The organism is Skermanella pratensis (genome assembly GCF_008843145.1).
GTDB classification, from domain to species: domain Bacteria; phylum Pseudomonadota; class Alphaproteobacteria; order Azospirillales; family Azospirillaceae; genus Skermanella; species Skermanella pratensis.
Genome location: NZ_CP030265.1, coordinates 4,804,125 through 4,820,637 on the forward strand (window position 1 = coordinate 4,804,125; position 16,513 = coordinate 4,820,637).

Annotated in this window: 17 protein-coding genes; 3 read left to right on the forward strand and 14 right to left on the reverse strand. The window is 66.9% G+C overall.

The window, feature by feature from the left end; all coding sequences use genetic code 11:
* Positions 1–18: 18 nt before the first annotated feature.
* The 11 genes from DPR14_RS22145 to DPR14_RS22190 form a co-directional block, all read right to left on the reverse strand.
* Positions 19–519 carry a CoA-binding protein gene (locus DPR14_RS22145; protein WP_158047076.1) on the reverse strand — a complete coding sequence of 167 codons (501 nt, stop codon included), beginning with the start codon at positions 517–519 and terminating at the stop codon, positions 19–21.
* A gap of 14 nt (positions 520–533) precedes the next feature.
* Positions 534–1,802, reverse strand: a complete 1,269-nt coding sequence (locus tag DPR14_RS22150; RefSeq protein WP_158047077.1) for a molybdopterin molybdotransferase MoeA — start codon at positions 1,800–1,802, stop codon at positions 534–536.
* A gap of 1,010 nt (positions 1,803–2,812) precedes the next feature.
* Positions 2,813–3,004, reverse strand: a complete 192-nt coding sequence (locus DPR14_RS22155) for a ribbon-helix-helix domain-containing protein (protein WP_158047078.1) — start codon at positions 3,002–3,004, stop codon at positions 2,813–2,815.
* Positions 3,005–3,106: 102 nt separating this feature from the next.
* Positions 3,107–3,427, reverse strand: coding sequence for a helix-turn-helix transcriptional regulator (locus DPR14_RS22160; RefSeq protein ID WP_158047079.1), 321 nt, complete (start codon positions 3,425–3,427; stop codon positions 3,107–3,109).
* On the reverse strand, positions 3,414–3,893 hold the full coding sequence (locus DPR14_RS22165; RefSeq protein WP_158047080.1) for a hypothetical protein: 480 nt from the start codon (positions 3,891–3,893) through the stop codon (positions 3,414–3,416). The genes DPR14_RS22160 and DPR14_RS22165 overlap by 14 nt, the downstream gene beginning before the upstream one ends.
* A gap of 5 nt (positions 3,894–3,898) precedes the next feature.
* Positions 3,899–5,056 carry an ABC transporter ATP-binding protein gene (locus DPR14_RS22170; protein WP_158047081.1) on the reverse strand — a complete coding sequence of 386 codons (1,158 nt, stop codon included), beginning with the start codon at positions 5,054–5,056 and terminating at the stop codon, positions 3,899–3,901.
* The gene (locus DPR14_RS22175; protein ID WP_246148463.1) at positions 5,053–6,102 is read right to left on the reverse strand and encodes an ABC transporter ATP-binding protein; all 1,050 of its coding nucleotides are present in this window, start codon (positions 6,100–6,102) and stop codon (positions 5,053–5,055) included. The genes DPR14_RS22170 and DPR14_RS22175 overlap by 4 nt, the downstream gene beginning before the upstream one ends.
* A complete protein-coding gene (locus DPR14_RS22180; protein WP_158048296.1) occupies positions 6,074–6,961 on the reverse strand; it encodes an ABC transporter permease subunit in 888 nt (295 codons plus the stop codon). Before DPR14_RS22180 ends, DPR14_RS22175 begins: the two co-directional genes overlap by 29 nt.
* Before the next feature lie 11 nt (positions 6,962–6,972).
* Positions 6,973–7,377 carry an ABC transporter permease gene (locus DPR14_RS28415; RefSeq protein WP_246148465.1) on the reverse strand — a complete coding sequence of 135 codons (405 nt, stop codon included), beginning with the start codon at positions 7,375–7,377 and terminating at the stop codon, positions 6,973–6,975.
* Positions 7,320–7,889 carry an ABC transporter permease family protein gene (locus DPR14_RS28420; RefSeq protein WP_246148469.1) on the reverse strand — a complete coding sequence of 190 codons (570 nt, stop codon included), beginning with the start codon at positions 7,887–7,889 and terminating at the stop codon, positions 7,320–7,322. The genes DPR14_RS28415 and DPR14_RS28420 overlap by 58 nt, the downstream gene beginning before the upstream one ends.
* Before the next feature lie 30 nt (positions 7,890–7,919).
* A complete protein-coding gene (locus DPR14_RS22190) occupies positions 7,920–9,428 on the reverse strand; it encodes a peptide ABC transporter substrate-binding protein (RefSeq protein WP_211103851.1) in 1,509 nt (502 codons plus the stop codon).
* Positions 9,429–9,776: 348 nt separating this feature from the next.
* Here DPR14_RS22190 and DPR14_RS22195 point away from each other — a divergent pair, with 348 nt between their 5' ends.
* From DPR14_RS22195 to DPR14_RS22205, 3 genes are read left to right on the forward strand one after another with little or no spacing between them, the layout of a single operon-like run.
* Entirely contained in the window at positions 9,777–12,011 is a 2,235-nt protein-coding gene (locus tag DPR14_RS22195; protein WP_192499103.1) for a VTT domain-containing protein, read from the forward strand.
* Positions 12,008–12,793, forward strand: coding sequence for an endonuclease/exonuclease/phosphatase family protein (locus DPR14_RS22200; protein ID WP_158047085.1), 786 nt, complete (start codon positions 12,008–12,010; stop codon positions 12,791–12,793). The genes DPR14_RS22195 and DPR14_RS22200 overlap by 4 nt, the downstream gene beginning before the upstream one ends.
* 4 nt (positions 12,794–12,797) lie before the next feature.
* Positions 12,798–13,772 carry a lysylphosphatidylglycerol synthase transmembrane domain-containing protein gene (locus tag DPR14_RS22205; RefSeq protein ID WP_192499104.1) on the forward strand — a complete coding sequence of 325 codons (975 nt, stop codon included), beginning with the start codon at positions 12,798–12,800 and terminating at the stop codon, positions 13,770–13,772.
* Here DPR14_RS22205 and DPR14_RS22210 read toward each other — a convergent pair.
* The 3 genes from DPR14_RS22210 to DPR14_RS22220 are packed head-to-tail and all read right to left on the reverse strand — an operon-like array spanning position 13,741 to position 16,487.
* Complete coding sequence (locus DPR14_RS22210) at positions 13,741–13,968, reverse strand: sulfurtransferase TusA family protein (protein WP_158047087.1); 228 nt, start codon at positions 13,966–13,968, stop codon at positions 13,741–13,743. The genes DPR14_RS22205 and DPR14_RS22210 overlap by 32 nt on opposite strands.
* 40 nt (positions 13,969–14,008) lie before the next feature.
* Positions 14,009–14,782, reverse strand: a complete 774-nt coding sequence (locus DPR14_RS22215) for an efflux RND transporter periplasmic adaptor subunit (protein WP_158047088.1) — start codon at positions 14,780–14,782, stop codon at positions 14,009–14,011.
* Between the two features lie 10 nt (positions 14,783–14,792).
* Complete coding sequence (locus DPR14_RS22220; RefSeq protein WP_211103852.1) at positions 14,793–16,487, reverse strand: TolC family protein; 1,695 nt, start codon at positions 16,485–16,487, stop codon at positions 14,793–14,795.
* Positions 16,488–16,513 lie beyond the last annotated feature (26 nt).

Consider the following 16,513-nt stretch of genomic DNA (forward strand, 5'->3'; position numbering starts at 1 on the left):
GCGCTTCCCTCCCCTTCCCTACATCAGTTTCCGGGCGGCCTTGACCGGCCGCTTGCGGTTGGTGATGACGTTCGAATTGATGCCGTTCCAGCCCAGCTCGCCGTGGAGCCGCATGAACTCGATCTTCGGGCAGCGGTCCATCACGACCTTCAGCCCTGCCTGCTCCGCCCGCTCGGCGGCTTGGTCGTTCCGCACCTGGATCTGCATCCACACGACCTTGGCGCCGATCGCGATCGCGCTGTCCGTCACAGGCCCCGCCGCTTCGGAATTGCGGAAGACGTCGACCATGTCGACCGGCTCGGGAATATCCTCCAACCGGGCGTACACCGTCTCTCCCAGCAACTCCTGCCCGGCGACGCCGGGGTTGACCGGGATCACGCGGTAGCCTTTGGACTGCAGGTACTTCATCACGAAGTAGCTGGGCCGGTTCCAGTTGGTGCTTGCCCCCACCAGGGCGATCACCTTGACCGATGCCAGGATGTCCGAGAGGTACTGATCCGTGTACGTGTCGTGCTGCATGGAATCCGCCTGTGTTAGCGCACTTCGCTGAACGGCATGTACGATACCATGCCGCCGCGCTCCAGCCGGGTCACGTCCTCGGGCAGGACCACGAGGCCGTCGGATTCCACCATGGAGGACAGGACGCCGGCGCCGTCGCGGGCGAACTTGGTCGCGACCAGCTCCCCGTCGTCTCCGGGCGCCAGGCAGACCCGGACGAACTCCCGGCGGCCCTCCTTCTTCTTGTAGTCGAAGTCGGCGCGGACCCGGAACAATGTCGGCTCCGTGACGGTCTCGCCGGCAAGGTGCTGGATCAAGGGGCGCGCGAGGCAGAAGAAGGTGACCATGGCGGCCACGGGGTTGCCGGGCAGCCCGACGAACGGCTTGCCCTTGATCTGGCCCAGCGCCACCGGCCGGCCGGGCTTGATGGCGAGCCGCCAGAAATGCAATCCGCCCAGCGACTCGACCGCACCCTTCACATGGTCCTCCTCGCCGGTCGAAACGCCGCCGGTGGTGACGATCAGGTCGTGCCCCTCGGCGGCCCGAGCCAGCGCAGCCCGAAGCTCGGTTGGATCGTCGCGGAGGATGCCGAAATCGGTCACCAGCCCGCCCATCCCGCGGACCAGCGCCGATAGGGTGAAGCGGTTGGCGTCATAGATCGCGCCGGGCGGAAGCGGCCGGCCGGGCTCCTCCAGCTCGTTGCCGGTCGACACGACGGCGACCCGCAGCGGCCTGCGCACCGCGGCACCGGTCAACCCGACCGCCGCCATCAGCCCGATATCCTGCGGCCGCAGCCGCCGCCCGGCGCGGAGGATGACCGAACCCTCCCGGACATCCTCCCCGGCGCTGCGCCGGTTGGCCCCGCGCTTGATGCCGGGCCGGATGACCACGCTCGGGGTCCCATCGGAAGCGTCCCGTTCGCCGCAATCCTCCTGCATCATCACGGTATCGTAACCAGCCGGCATCGGCGCCCCGGTGAAGATCCGGACCGCCGTCCCCGCCGGGTCCCGCTCCACCGGCCGGTCGCCGGCCGCCACGCGGGCGACGATGGGGAGCACGGTTTCCCGCTCCGCGGACAGGTCCTCGAACCGCACCGCGTAGCCGTCCACCGCGGAATTGTCATGGGGCGGCACGCTGACCCCCGCCACCACGTCCTCCGCCAGCACCCGGTCCAGCGCGTCGTCCAGGGCCACCCGCTCGACCTCCGTGACGGCCATCAGCCGGGCCGCCAGCATCCCGCGCGCGGCGTCCAGGGACATCAGGGGACCGCCGAAGGCGAAGCAATCGTCACTGAGCTGGGCCATGGGGAGTGTTCTCTCTATCTCTCGTAAGCGGCAGGGTCGGAACGCGGCATCCTAATGGGCCGGGCCGAAGCCGTCACCCCACCGGATACTAGCCCACCGGATATCAGGATGAAGACCCTTCGCGTATCCGCAGGATTTTCACGCCGGCCTCGGGAACCGCCGACGCATCGAAAAACGGATCACTCACGCCCGGCGTATCACCAGCAGACCGTTCGCGGCTCTGGTGACATGTTGATGCACGACATGGATCCCCAAGCTGCCATCGGGCATGAGAATGCCACATCTCGGCTTGATGTCAGAACGGAGCTTCTGCCATCGCTCAGCCTCAAGGTGGTCCCTGCCGTGACCCGAGGGCTGACTGTTTTCTCTGAAGAGGGAGCATGGAGAACGCTGTGTCCTCGGAAACATCCCACCCGAAAACATCCTGGATTATTCAATTTGATCCAAAAAATTCTGATTGCCCCTCTGCAAGAAAGTAGTATGCGAAGCCGCCGACATCTGAGCTTTGGGTTTCTTGGCTCTGGAGATTAGGATGAAGAGCTTGGTGCAACTTGAAGATGAAACTGTCCTCGGGCATTTCTGGACTCAGCCATACAATTGACACGACAAAAAGTGGGGTTCGCTACCACCCAAAAGGAGTTCGGCACGAACGACGGTGTGGCTGGTGGCCAGGAGGATGACAACAACGTGGATGCAAGGTTCGCCAACGCCAAGGGGTAAGACGAAGCGCTTTATGACCCTCCAGTTTTTCGCCGAGTCTTTCCAAAGCGGCCTTCTCACCAGGATCGTCCAGTTCGCAAAAAAACTTGGCTCACCCAGCTGACAGAGCAAGGATTTACGTTTCCGAGAAAACCTATGCGGAGGCTTTTGCGGAAGCCGACTTCAATGCGAGTTTGCCAACCACTTCCTGTACTCTTCGGCCGGCATGGGAGGCAGCGGCTGGATTGTCACGACGGATCCCAGCTGAAATGTCCGCGCGTCGCGGCAGACACCCCGCAGATAACGGACCTTCACCGCTGGCCCGGCCGGTGGTCGAACGACGCGAAGGTTTCGGCCATCTCTTCATCGGTCGCGAAACCGCCGTCATCGGCTTCGGCCAGGGCCTGCCGGATATCTTCACGATCAGTCGCTTCGGCCAGCCGGTCGAGTTGCCTCACCGTCTGCTCATCCACCCTGAAGGATAAAGAAACGTTGGCCGGCATGGTGCGCTCTATCGATCATGACCCTGGAGCGGCGTTCTATCAGATTACATCACCGTAGGACGGCAGAAACCTGTCTCCGCTTGACGATCAGTCGCGGGAAAATCATGCTGGTTTTCCCGGGCTCGTATCCGCTCCGTGATTGACGTCGTGCCGAACCGGGCGCGGCAACAATGATATCTGCACCGGCCGATCAAGGGCGTAAGCCAGATCAGCGAGAGTTTCCAAAGTCATGTTGGTCTCGCCGCTGAGCTTCCGTGAGATATGCGACCGGTCCACCTCCAGGATGCGTGCCATCTCGGCCATGGTCAGCCCACGCCGTTCCTGCTCTTCGGCCAGGGCTTGGGCGAGGACATGCTTGATCTCGCTCACCAGGCGCAGGTAGGAGCGGCGGCGTTCGTCGATACGGAAGCTACGCGTTCTCATCGGGCCTTGTCCCCGCGATGCTCTTGGGTTCGTCCAGTGGCAATGCGTCACGAAAGTCCGCGACGTGGTCGATATGCTCTCTGTAGTCCATGGGCTGCTTTAGGTTCCGCTTCATGGCACCCCTCACCGCAAGGAAAGTTCCAAGAGCAGGAAACCATCCGAAGATCCGTACATCCGGTGTTCTCAATGACCAGATGCCCCGCGTTTCCGGTCGCAGAAGCTTCTTATGGACCCCATAGACCATGGGCCATCCTTTGACGAAATCAACGAATATAGCCTCCACCTGCTCATAGGGACTCATGTCCCTGCCGCGGGCATCGCTCCATTCGTCATACAGGACGGCCTCGATCCATTCATCGAACTGCGCCGCAAAATAGACCGACCGGTGCGGCAGTTCATGCGGTGCAAGGTTCGCTTCAAACTTGACGAGGGTACCCTTTGCCCAAAGATGCTCTAGTGTTGCCATAAAAGTCAACACTTCATTGGCGCGGACCCGCGTCCAACGTCGCGCTGGGCGCGGTGCTCTTGGAGTTTTGCGCGCATTCCCGTCACCAGGCGGTTGAACGATCGGTTCCCATGACGCCTGCATATATCGAAAGAGGTATATTTGCAATTCCCTCGTATGCGCGAGGGCGTGAGGCGATCACTCCCCCTGAAATGGCACGCCGCGAAGTGTCCCGGCGCCACCGGGTCGAAGCCGGGCGCCACCTCCGCGCAGACCACCTCGGCGCGCGGGCAGCGGGTGCGGAAGTAGCAGCCGCTGGGCGGGTTCAAAGGCGATGGCAGGTCGCCGATCAGGACGATGCGCCGCTTGGCCCGCTCGCGGTCCGGGTCGGGAATCGGGACCGCCGAGATCAGCGCCTTGGTGTAGGGGTGGCGCGGGTCGCGGTAGAGGGTGTCGCGGTCGGCCAGTTCCGCCTGCTTGCCCAGATAGAGCACCATGATCCGGTGGCTGATGTGGCGCACCACGCTCAGGTCGTGGCTGATGAAGATCAGCGACAGGTGGAACTCGCGCTGAAGCCGCATCAGCAGGTTCACGATCTGCGCCTGGATCGACACGTCCAGGGCGGAGACCGGCTCGTCGCAGACGATCAGCCTGGGGTTCAGGATCATCGCCCGGGCGATGCCGATCCGCTGGGCCTGCCCGCCGCTGAACTCGTGCGGGTATCGGTTGATCATCTCCGGCAGCAGGCCGACCCGCGCCATCATGTCCTCGATCCGGGCGCGGCGGGCGGCGCGCTTCAGGTCCGGATGGAAGGTGTCCAGCGGTTCCCCGATGATGTCGCCGACGGTCATGCGCGGGTCCAGTGAGGCCAGCGGGTCCTGGAAGATCACCTGCATGTCCCGGCGGTGCCGGCGCATGCGAGACTCCGGCAGGGCGGAGATGTCCTCGCCCCGCCACGCGACCGTGCCGCCGGTCGGCTCGATCAGCTTCAGCACGGCACGGCCCAGGGTGGACTTGCCGCAGCCGGATTCACCCACGATGCCCAGCGTCTCGCCGGGATAGAGATCGAAGCTGACGCCATCGACGGCGCGCAGGGTATCGGTGCCGCGGAACATGCCGCGCGGGATCGGGAACGAGACCCGCAAGTCGCGGACCGACAGGAGGGGAGCGGGTGCGGCGGTCATCGGCATTCCACGGCAGGATTATCCACGGCGGGGTTTTCCACGGCGAGACGTTCCAGGTGGCAGGCCTTGGCGCGGGCCAGTCCCCGCGCGGGATCGACCGTCAGCAAGGCCGGGTCCTCCGCGACGCAGCGTTCGAAACGGTACGGGCAGCGGGTCTGGAAATTGCAGCCCGGCGGCAGGTGCTGGAGGTTGGGCGGCTGGCCGGGGATCGTCGGCAGCTCGGACAGGGTGTCGGCGTCGATGCGCGGCATGCTCCGAAGCAGCGCCTCGGTATAGGGATGGCCGGGCGCGTAGAAGATGTCGCGGACGGTGCCGGTCTCGATCACCCGGCCGCCATACATCACCATCACGCGGTCGGCCAAGCCGGCGATCACGCCCAGGTCGTGGGTGATCAGGACGATGGCGGTGTTGAACTCCCGCTTCAGGTCGGCCATCAGGTCCAGGATCGCCGCCTGGACCGTGACGTCCAGGGCGGTGGTCGGCTCGTCCGCGATCAGCAGGTCGGGCCGGCACAGCAGCGCCATCGCGATCATCACCCGCTGGCGCATCCCGCCGGAGAACTCGTGCGGGTACATGTCCAGCCGGCGCCGGGCCTCGGGGATGCGGACGAGGTCCAGCATCTCGACCGCGCGGGCGCGGGCCGCCGCCTTGTCCATGCCCTTGTGGAGCCGCAGCACCTCGACCATCTGGGTGCTGACCTTCAGGTAGGGGTTCAGCGAGGTCATCGGGTCCTGGAAGATCATGGAGATCTTCTCGCCCCGGATGCGGTTGAGCGCGGGGGCGGGCAGCCCCAGGATCTCCTTGCCGCGGAACCGCACGCTGCCCGAGGCTTGGCCGTTGCCGGCCAGCAGGCCCATCACGGTCATGAAGAGCTGGCTCTTGCCGGAACCGGACTCGCCGACCACGCCGATGGTCTCCCCAGGCATCACGTCGAAACTCACGTCGTCGACCGCCCGCACCTCCCCTTCAGGAGTGGCGAAGCGGGTGGCCAGGCCGCGCACCGAGAGCAGGGCGTCCTCAGCGGTCTTTCGGGTCGAGAGCGTCACGGATGCCGTCACCGATGAAGTTGAGCGAGAAGAGGGTTACCGCCAGGAAGACCGCCGGGAACACCAGCATCCACCACGCGCTTTCCATGTTGGCGGCACCCTCGCTGATCAGCACGCCCCAGCTGGTCATGGGTTCCTGGACGCCCAGGCCCAGGAAGCTGAGGAAGCTTTCCAGCAGGATCACCTTGGGCACCGTCAGCGTCATGTAGACGACCACGGGTCCCAGCGTGTTGGGGATGATGTGCCGCCGGATGATCGAGAGCGGGCGGACGCCGCCGGCCCGCGCCGCCTCGATGAACTCCTTGCGCTTGATGCTGAGCGTCTGGCCGCGCACGATCCGCGCCATGTCCAGCCACTCCACCGCCCCGATCGCCACGAAGATCAGCACGATGTTCCGGCCGAAGAACACCATCAGCAGGATCACGAAGAACATGAAGGGCAGCGAGTAGAGCACGTCCACCAGCCGCATCATCACGCTGTCCGTCCGGCCGCCCAGATAGCCCGCCGTCGCCCCGTACAGGACGCCGATGGTCAGGCTGACCGCCGTGGCGACCAGGCCCACCATCAGCGAGATCCGCCCGCCGTGGAGCGTCCGGACCGCCAGGTCGCGGCCGTTGGCGTCGGTTCCGAAGTAGTGCCCGGATGCCGCATCGGGCGGCGCCATGATGGCGTCCCAGGAGATCTCGTCCAGGTCGAACGGGATCAGCGGCGGGCCGGCGAAGCAGGCCACCACCACCAACGCCAGGACCACCGCGGCCGAGACGGCGGCCTTGTTGCGCATCAGCCGGCGGCGCGCGTCGCCCCACAGGCTGCGCCCCCTGATCGGCGCCGCCACCACGGCGGGATCGTGCAGGACCATGTCAGGAAGCCTCAATCATACCGGACCCGCGGGTCCAGCAGCCCGTAGGCGAGATCGACGATCAGGTTGAACAGGATGATCAGCACGCCGTAGAAGATCACCACCCCCATCACCAGCGTGTAGTCGCGGTTCAGGGCGCCCTGGACGAAGTAGCGGCCGATGCCGGGGATGCCGAAGATCTGCTCGATCACGACGGACCCGGTGATCACCCCCGCGGTTGCCGGCCCCAGGTAGGAGACGACCGGAAGCAGCGCCCCCTTCAGCGCGTGGCGGAAGATCGTCACCCGCTCCGGCAGGCCCTTGGCCCGGGCGGTGCGGATGAAGTTGGAGCGCAGCAGCTCGATCATGCTGGCCCGGGTCATGCGGGCGATGTAGGCGATCTGCGGCAGGGCCAGCGCCACGACCGGAAGCAGCATCTGCCGCCAGGTCCCCAGCCGCCCGTCGGCAGCAGCCCCAGGTGGACGCCCAGCACCAGGGTCAGCAGCGGCGCTATGACGAAGTTGGGCACGGCGATGCCGACCATGGCCGCCCCCATCACCGCATGGTCCAGCCCGCTGTTCTGGCGGAGCGCCGCGAAGGCGCCCAGCGCCGTGCCGACCGACACCGCCAGAAGCATGGCCGTGCCGCCGAGCTGGAGCGAGACCGGGAAGCCGCTCCAGATCAGCTGGGTGACCGAGAAGTCCTTGTACTTGAAGGACGGCCCGAAATCGCCCTGCACCACCTGACCCAGATAGCGCAGGTACTGCATCGGCAGCGGCTCGTCCAGGTGGTAGACCGCCGCCAGGTTCCGCTCGATCTCCGCCGGAAGCGAGCGTTCGCCGTCGAACGGACCGCCCGGCGCCAGCCGGACCAGGAAGAAGGTGATCGTCAGGATGACGAGCAGCGTCGGGATCGCGCCCAGCAGGCGGCGGACGGCATAGCTCAGCACGGTGTTTTCTTTCAGGCGGGTTCTTCCGGTCTATTCGAGGCGCAGGTACTGGGTCGGGTGCCAGTCCATCAGGTTGTCCTGCCAGCCCTTCAGCTTCTCCGACACCATGTGCTGCTGGCTGTAGAAATAGATCGGGATGATCGGCATGTCGGCCAGCACCATCCGCTCGGCCTCCGCCAGCAGGCCGAAGCGCGCGGCCGGATCGGTCTCCATGGTCGCCTTGTCCGCCGTCCCGTCATACTTGGGATTGGCATAGCCGGCCGGGTTCTGCTCGCCGATGTCGCCACGCAGCAGTTCCAGGAAGCTGTAGGGATCGACATAGTCGCCGATCCAGGCGGCGCGCATCACCTCGAACTGCTTCTTGTTGCGGCTTTCCAGATAGACTTTCCATTCCTCGTTCCGCAGCGTCGTCTCGACGCCCAGGAACTGCTTCCACATGCCGGCGACCGCGATGGCGATCTTCTTATGATTGTCGTTGGTGTTGTAGAGCAACTCGACCTTCAAGGGGTTGCCCTTGTCGAACCCGGCTTCGGCCAGGATCTTCTTCGCCTCCGCGACACGGGCCTTCTGGTCGGTCCCGGCCCACTCGACCTGCTGCTGCTCGTACCCCGGCACGCCGGGCGGCACCCAGCCATAGGCCGGGATCTCGCCGCCCTTGGTGATCTGCTTTACCAGCATGTCGCGGTCCAGCGCCATCGCCAGCGCGTGGCGGAGCTTGACGTTGCTCTTGAAGGGCTCGCGGGTGACGTTGATGCCGTAATAATAGGTGCCGAAATAGGGCGAGTTGCGGAACTGGCCGGCCATGTCCTTTTCGAGCATCGGGATCTGCTCCTGCGGGACATCGTAGGTCGTGTGCAGCTCGCCGGCGCGGAACTGCTTCAGCTCGGTGCCGTACTCCTCCACCGGATAATAGAAGACGGTGTCGATCTGTATCCCGGCGGCATCGCGGAACCTGGGGTTCTTGACCGCCTTGATATGTCCCTGGGGCACCCATTCCTGGATCGTGTAGGCCCCGTTGGAGACGATGTTGCCCGGCCTGGTCCACTCCCGGCCGAACTTCTCGACCGCCTGGGCCGGCACCGGATAGGCGGAGTGGTGCATCAGCATCTGGAGGAAATAGGGGGTCGGCGACCTCAGGGTCACCTTCAGCGTGCGGTCGTCCACGGCCTGGGCGCCGATCCGGTCCTTCGGCACTTCGCCCTTGGTGATCCGCTCCGCGTTGGTGATCGGCCACAGGATGAAGGCGTAGTTGGACGCCGTCGCCGGATCGACCATCCGCGACCAGGAATAAACGAAGTCCCTGGCCGTCAGCGGCGTTCCGTCCGACCAGACCGCGTCGGGCCGAAGCTTGAAGGTGTAGGTCAGCCCGTCGTCGCTGATCTCCCAGCTCTCGGCCACGCCGGGGCGCAGGTTGCCGTCGGGGCCGGGATGCACCAGCCCCTCGAAGATGTCCATCTGGATGAAGGATTCCGGCACGCCGGTCGAAATGGCCGGATCGAGGGACTCGGGTTCCGCACCGTTGCCACGCTTCAGAACCACCTCGGCATGCAATGAAGCCGAGGTCGTCGAGGCGAGCACCAAGGCTAGCCCGGCGCACCTCAAGAATTTTCTAAAACTACGCATGTATTGAAGCTCCCTGTTCCTTAGAAGCTGATTTCGTCGGGAGCTGGTCATTGCGGCCCCCTTGTTTACGTAAACGTAAAGCACGCCATTCCGGGATCGCAATGCATTTTCTCAGCACCCCGGCTTTCGGCAAGGAGTTCGCAACTTTATTGTGCATTAACCCGCCGGCGCGGTGATTCCGGCCGGATTGGGGTGATCCCGGCTTGTCAAACGTTAATACAGCGATACGTCCCGTCCCGGATGCCAAGCCGAAGCCCGATCTCCATGCCGCAGCCCGAGCCCCGCCGAAACTGCCCCGTTCCCGACCAGCTCGACACGTCGCCGCCGCTGCTGAGGCCGGGCACCACCTGCTGGCGCCTGGAGCATGCCGACCGGGTCGCCTTCATCATCGACGCGGCCGACTATTACAGCGCGGTCAAGGCGGCGATGCTGAAGGCGCAGCACTCCATCATCCTGCTCGGCTGGGACTTCGACACGCGGGTCGGCCTGGAAAGCGACCCGCCCGACCCCAAGGTGCCCAACCGGTTCGGCGAGTTCCTGGAGCGGCTGGTCGAAAGCCGGCCGAAACTCCGTATCCACGTGCTGAAGTGGGACTTCTCCATGATCTTCGCGCTTGAGCGGGAGATCTTCCCGACCGCCCTGCTGGACCTGATGACCCACACGCGGGTCTCGTTCAGGCTGGACGGAGAGCATCCCGCCGCCGCCTGCCACCATCAGAAGCTGGTGGTGATCGACGACGCGGTGGCCTTCTGCGGCGGCATCGACATCACCGCGAACCGCTGGGACACCAGCGAGCACCTGGACCGCGACATCAGGCGCCGGCGGCCCAACGGCGAGTTGTACGATCCGTTCCACGACATGATGATGGCGGTGGACGGGGACGCGGCGGCGGCGCTCGGCGAACTGGCCCGCTACCGCTGGCGCCGCGGCACCGGCGAGCCGGCGATGCCGCCGGCCCCCGTGCCGTCCGACCCCTGGCCGGACCGGCTCCGCGCCGACCTGCGCGACGTCGAGGTCGGCATCGCCCGCACCCTTCCCCGCCACGGCGACCAGGTCGAGGCGCGGGAGGTGGAGGCGCTCTATGTCGCCTCCATCGCGGCCGCCAAGCGCCTGATCTACATCGAGAGCCAGTATTTCACCGCGGAATGCGTCGGACAGGCGCTGCTGTCCCGGCTGGGCGACCCCAACGGGCCGGAGATCGTCGTGGTCACCCCGCTGAACTGCCCGGGCTGGCTGGAGGAGGAGCTGATGGGCCGGGCGCGGCGCCATCTGGTCAACCGGCTGCGCCAGGCCGACACCCACGGCAAGTTCGGCATCTTCGGCGCGGTCACCCCCGCGGGGGTGCCGGTCACGATCCATTCCAAGACCATGGTGGTGGACGACACGCTGATGCGGATCGGCTCGTCCAACCTGAACAACCGGTCCATGGGGTTCGACACCGAATGCGACCTGGCGATCGAGGCGGTTCCCGGCAAGGCGGGGTGCGAGGCCCGGCGCAAGGCGATCCGCCGCTATCGCGACCGGCTGCTGGCCGAGCACCTGGGAGCCTCCCGCGACGCCGTCGCGGCGAAGATCGCGGAAACCGGATCCCTGATGGAGACGATCCGGCATTTCCACAACCCCGGGGGTCATCGCCTGGAACCCGTGACGGTGGATGATGTTGCCGGTGTCGACAGCTTCATCGCCGAGATCCACCTGTTCGACCCGGAAAAGCCGATAACCGCAGAGGAACTGACCCGCCAGATCATGCCCGACCTTGAAAAGCCGACACCGCGCCTGAAGTTCGGAATAGCCGTAGGGGTGCTGGCCCTGCTGCTGGCGGGGCTCGCCGCCCTGTGGCGCTTCACCGGCCTGAGCGAGCTGGCGACCGTCGACGGCGTGCTGGACTGGGCGCAGAGCCTGGCCGACATGCCGTTCGGGCCGCTGATCGGCGTGGCCGTCTATGTGGTCGGCGGGTTCGTGATGTTCCCGGTGATGGTGCTGATCGCCGCGACGGCCATCGTGCTGGGCCCGGCCTGGGGATTCGCTACCGCCATTTGCGGTTGCCTCGCCAGCGCCACCGTCCTGTTCGGGGTCGGCCGGTACGGCGGCCGGCGCTGGGTGCGGCGTTTTGGTGGCCGTCTCGTCAACAGGATCAGCCGGAGGCTCGCCGACCAGGGGATTCTGGCGGTCGCGGTGATCCGGGTCATACCGGTCGCACCGTTCAGCGTGGTCAATGTGGTGGCGGGAGCATCCCATCTGCGGTTCACTGACTATGTTATTGGAACGGCCCTGGGCATGGCGCCGGGAACGCTGGCGTTCAGCCTGCTCGGCAGCCAGCTCGAGCGGACGCTGCGGGACCCTACTCCCGCCAGCATCGGGATCGCCGTGGGCATCGCGCTGGTGGCGGCCAGCCTGGGGTGGATCGCCAACAAGCTGTTGGGCGGGCGGGTGAAACCGGGTCCGGCGCGCAAGGGCGAAACGGCAACGACAGCAAGGACGGGGGCAAGTAAAGCGTGACTGATCTGCTCGAAAACACCGATACCGATATCGAGAGCGTCGACGAGCGCGACGAGCGGCCGGGCGCTGCGCCGCCCGGCCTGCGCTCGTTCCGAGTCGCGACCTACAACGTGCACAGCTGTGTCGGTGTGGATGCCAAGTTCGCGCCCGACCGGATCGCCGGGGTGGTCAAGGGGCTGGAGGCCGACGTGGTCGGGCTCCAGGAGGTCGGCTGGCACCATCGGGGCGAGATCGGGCTGGACCAGTTCGAGTTCCTCGGCCGGGAGACCGGATTGAAGGCCTATTCCGGCCCGACCAAGCACAACGAGCGCGCCCACTACGGCAATGCGCTGCTGAGCCGGCTGCCGGTGCTGGAGATCCGGCCGATGGACCTGTCCCTGCCCCACCGCGAGCCGCGGGGCGCCATCGATGCCGACATCCAGGTGGGCGACAAGGTGGTCCGGGTGATCGTCGCCCATCTCGGCCTGGACCCGTGGGAGCGGAACGCCCAGATCACCCGCGTCCTGAACACGGTCGAGCGCGGCGCGGACCGGCCGACGGTGTTCATGGGCGACCTGAACGAGTGGCGGCCCCGGTCGCCCCGGATCAAGCGGTTGATGCACTGCTTCGCCGACTGCGCGGCGCCGCGCAGCTTCCATGTCCGGATGCCGACGCTCCGGCTCGATCGCATCTTCGTGTCGGACGGGCTGGTGCTGTCCAACTACGACGTGGTCCGCACCCCTGTGACCCGGCGGGCGTCGGACCATTTGCCGGTGCGCGCCACCGTCGCCTTGAAGAACTGACATCTTGAACGACCGCCTCCGCCGGATCGCGCTGGCCGCCCTGCGCTTCGCCCTGTCGGGCCTGCTGCTCTGGCTGCTGCTGCGGCAGACCGACCTGACGGCCCTGGCCGGGCGTCTGGCCGGCGTCGATCCCCTGTGGCTCGCGGCAGCGTTCGCCCTGATGGTGGTCCAGGTCGTGCTGATCTCGTGGCGCTGGGCCTTCATCATGGCCGGGCTCGGTGCCGCCATCGGCACAACGCGGGCGCTGCGGATCAACCTCGCGGGCTTCTTCCTCGGCCAGGCGCTGCCGACCTCGATCGCCGGAGACGTCTGGCGGGTCTGGCGGCTCCGGGCGCTGGGGCATGGTGTCGGCACCGCCGTCCGAGGCGTGCTGGTAGACCGGACGACGGCGCTGCTCGGACTGGTCGCGGTGGTGGTGGGAACAGGGCCGGCCCTGCTGGCACGCATGCCCGATCCGGCGATGCGCTGGGCCGTGCTGGCCGGCCTCGGCATCGGAACAGCCCTGCTGGCCCTGGCGCTGGCGGCGGACCGGCTACCTGGAAAATGGCACTCCGGAAGGCTGCACGGCGTCGCCGAGTTCGGCCGGACGGTCCGCGGCCTTCTGGCCCGCCCCCTGACCGCCGTGCCGATCGTCGGCGTCTCGGCGCTGGTCCATCTGCTGGCCGGGGTGACCATGTGGCTGATCGCGGCGAGCCTGGAACTGCCGGTCGGCTTGGTCGACTGCCTGGTGCTGATGCCCCCGATCGTCCTGGTGGCGGGGATGCCCCTGTCGATCGCCGGGTGGGGTCTCCGCGAAGGGGCCATGGTCGCGGTGTTCGGACTGGTCGGCGTGCCGGTCGGGGGCGCGCTGCTGATGTCGATCCTGTTCGGGCTGATGCTTCTGCTGGTCAGCCTTCCCGGCGGGCTGTTCCTGGCGCTGGGCGAGAATCCCGCGACCGGAGCGGCGCTCAGCCCCCGCCGCGCCGAATCCGATAGGTGAAGACGCCACCTTCGGCGGAATGCTCGACCAGCTCGTGCGCCGTGGTGTTGCAGAAGTGGCGGAAGTCGATGACCGAAGCCGGATCGGTGACCAGCACGATCAGTTCCTCCCCCGCCGCCATGTGGTCGAGTTGACGGCGCGTTCGCAGAATCGGGAGCGGACAATGAAGCCCCCGGACATCCAGTTCCCGTGCCATTCGCTCTCCTCCTGTTGTCGGGACCGGAGGCAAGTGTAGCTCAGTTGGGCATGGCGAACACGGCCCGGCCGCTCATGCCTGCCAGAAGGTCCTGCTGCCGGCCGCCGGCCTTCTCGACCACCTTGCCGAAGACCTTGATCGACTGGCTGACCGGATCGATCCGGGCGGACAGCCGGGTCACCTCGGCCGCGTAGGCGTGGCCGGTCTCCTCGATCAGGACCTTGAACCCGGTCCCCGGCACCAGCCAGGAGAGCCAGCGCGACGGGACGATCATCTCGATCTCCAGCTCCCGGTCGTCGAGGATCTCCATCAGTTCCTTCCCCTCGGTGACGAACTCGTAGCGCCGCACCTTCAGCTCGGCGATCCTCCCGGGGAACGGGGCGAGGACGACGCACCGCTCGACCATGGTCCGCATCATGGCGGTCTCGGCCTCGGCCGCGCTGAACTGGGCCGCGGCGGCCTCCAGCTCCAGCGTGCTGACCGAACCCAGCTTGTCGAGGCGGGAATTGACCTCGTAGAGCTTGCGCGCGGCCTGCTGCTGGGCGACCGCCTTGTTGAGCCGGGCGCGGTGGACCGCGCAGTCGAACCCGACGAGCTTCTGCCCCTCCTTGAACCGCTCGCCCTCGCGCAGGCCCAGATCATCGATCTTGGCCGCAAGTTCGGACGAGAGCATGGTGCTCCGCCGCGGCGAGATCTGCGCCCGGATCTCCGGCACGCCGCCCAAGCCGGTGCCCGGCTCGGCCGGCTGGGCGGCAGCCGGAGCGGCGGCGATCAGGAGGACGGCGGCAAGCAGGCTGGAGAACCACCCGGTCATGCCCGCCTCCTCAGATCGGATCGGCGATGAGCGGCTTCCGGCTCGGGCCGGTCCCCCGCACGGGACGCGGCTTCGTGAGATCGACCGGCGGCGCCACGGCCTGGACCGCCACGGCGGGCATCACGGAAGGGACCGCCGTCGTCGGCTCGGCGGCGGTGGCTTCCTTGACCGGCTCGGGGACCGGCTCGGGGACCGGCTCGGGAACCGGACTGGCCGCCACCGGTTCAGGCGCCGGCACGTCGGCGAGCGGCACTGTCTCGACCGGAGCCACCGCCGGAGCGGGCTGCTCGACCGGCGGCTGCGGCGCGGGGAGAGCCACCGGCGCGGGCGCGGGTTGCGGTGCGGGTTGCGGTGCGGGCGGAACCAGCCGGCCGGCCTGCCAGTCGGCGTTGATCGCGGCCAGCGCCTGGGTCAGGGCCTTGATGTCGTGGCTGGGCACGGTGGCGGGCAGCGGGTCGAGACCGAGCGAGACGATCAGGTTGGACGCCGACGCCTGCAGGTCGGCATAGGCCCGGTCGCGCGCCAGTTCGGACAGGATCGCCGATGCCGCGGCCCGCACCCGCTCCAGCACGTTCTGGGCCTGGCCCGCCTGGGCCTGCCGGATGTTCTCGTAGAGGCGCTGCTCGATCGAGTCGAGCTGGTCGGCCTGCTCGAAGTTCCGGCGCGCCCGCTGGTACTGCTGGTAGCCGACATGGACCTGCGTCAGCGCCGCCATGCTCAGCGCCAGGCGCCGCGTCTCGGCCAGCTCCTGCTGGGCCTCGGCGACGCCGATCGACGCCGGGGCGGTCAGCAGGTTCAACAGGTTGAAGCTGACCCGCAGGCCCGCTTCGGCCCAGGTGTTGTTCACCAGATAGGAATTGGTGTCCAGGTTGGCGGAGCCGGTGAAGGTGAGCCCCGGCAACAGGCGCAGGATCGACTTGCGCACCTCGGCGGCACTGATCCGGCGCTGGTAATGCTCCTCCCGCAGTTCCGGCCGGCCGTTCAGCGCCAGGGTCTCCATCTCCTCGATCGCGAGGCCGACCTGGGGAATGTCGCGGCGGAAGCCGGCCGGCAGCGCCAGCGTGAAGGCCTGGCCCGGCGGCAGGTTCATCAGCGCGCGGAGCTGGGCCTTGGCGATGGCGAGATCCTGCTCGACCGTCTCCAGCTGGCGCATGATTTCGATCAGCGCCTTCTGGTAGCGCAGCACCTCCACCGGCGGGCGTAGCCGCTGTTCCTCGACCGTTCGCGCGTCGCTCAGCGCCTGCCGGGTTTCCGCCAGGATCGGGATGATCGCGGCCTCGATCCGCTCGGCCGACACCGCCTGCCAATAAGCTGCGCGGACCTGCTGGATCACGGAATGCACGACGCGCCGGCGCCGCTCGTCCGCGATCAGCGAGCGGTCCGCCTGCTGGCGCGCCTGGTAATAGCTGACGCCGAAATCCAGCACGTTCCACGAAAGGGTCAGGTCCGTGGTGAAGCGCTCCTGGTCCTGGCTGAGGGACGGATCGGTCGACTTCACGCCGGTCCGGGTGTTCTCGCTGACCGACAGGTTCTCGTTCGACCGCGCCGTGCCCCCGGCCGCGGCGACCAGCTTGGGCAGCATGTCGTAGCGCGTCAGGTCGAGCTGCCGGTTCTGCAGCGCCTGGTCCATCGCGGTCAACCGATAATCAAGGTTGTACTTGATGGCCCGGGCCATCGCCTCTTCCAGGGAAATCGGGCCGGTCACCGGCTCCTGGTCCCGGAACAGGTTCT